1 protein-coding gene is annotated in these 1179 nt (G+C 38.3%); it reads right to left on the bottom strand.

Features of this window, described 5'->3' with window-relative positions:
* Positions 1-1103: ISL3-like element ISEfa11 family transposase (locus IGJ25_RS17145; RefSeq protein WP_438779486.1), on the bottom strand; the 1103-nt coding region annotated here is incomplete at its 3' end.
* Positions 1104-1179 lie beyond the last annotated feature (76 nt).

Consider the following 1179-nt stretch of genomic DNA (forward strand, 5'->3'; position numbering starts at 1 on the left):
CGAAAGCCGTCATCTAACGTTTCGGGAAGTTCTGCCAATAAGGAGAAAAATAAGTCAGGGTCTTTGTCTCGAAAGGCTTCAACTAATTCATGAAAAAAGCGATACGCCTCCTTTAGGGGCGGAGAAAACTCAAGCAATCGATCAATCATCATTGCTTCAGTAAGAAATGGGTATTTTGGTGCTCGGAAACTTTTCCATGTTTTGTATTCATAATGGTTGATGTTTGCACGATTTTTTAGCAAAAAGCGCCAGTTCTTTTTCAGTTTTTCTGCCTGGCTTTTCTGTCCGGCTTTACGAAGTTCATTCATTTCACGGATACGCAACTCATTGAACGCTTGATTCATGTGTTTGACAATATGAAACCGATCAATCACGACTTTCGCATTTGGCAGAACACGTTTGGTGAGCTGGAAGTAGGCGGCGTTCATGTCTGTCACCAAGAATTCTACTTCTTCTGGATTGGTACAACCTAAGAAATAGCTTGTTAATCGAGGTAATTTACGCGTAGGCAAAACATCTATTAATTTTCCTGTTTCGCCATCTGCACAAATAAAGCTCATTTTATCTTCTATGGAAGCATGCGAACGAAATTCATCAACCATCAATACTCTTGGGAGAATCTTCTTAGATTGCTTTGGTAAATAGCTTTTAAACTCTTTCAATGTACGAATAACGGTGGTCAAAGATACCTGACAGCTTTTCGCAATAAAAGATAAAGATACTTTTTCAGTCAGTAAAGAAGCAATTTTATATCTAACATGATTTGCGATTGAATGTCTGGGTTGGACAAAATAACTTTGAGCAGTCCAATGGGTGCGACAGTTTTTACAGGTATAGCGCTGCTTTTTTAGGCGCATAACCAAAGGCATATGATTGTATTGTTCAAAACGGACAATTGTTTCCTTCTTCCCATTTTTCACTATAATTGCTTTCCCGTTTCCATCTACCACAGTAGAACCACAACTTCTACAAGCACGAGGAGTAGGCGAGAGAACAGCATCGACGACCAACGTCTTTTTCTTCTGAAGGGTCTCGTAAGAGACCTCTGTAATCATCAAATCTTTCTCTATTATTCTCAGCATTTTTTTGATAGAATCATTCATATAGCATATCGTCCTCTCAGTTGTTTATTTTGTGGTGATTTAATCATACTAGAGAACGATATGTTTTTTAATACCT

This window comes from Enterococcus sp. DIV0240d (genome assembly GCF_051711245.1).
In the GTDB taxonomy this organism is placed as follows: Bacteria; Bacillota; Bacilli; order Lactobacillales; family Enterococcaceae; genus Enterococcus_D; species Enterococcus_D casseliflavus.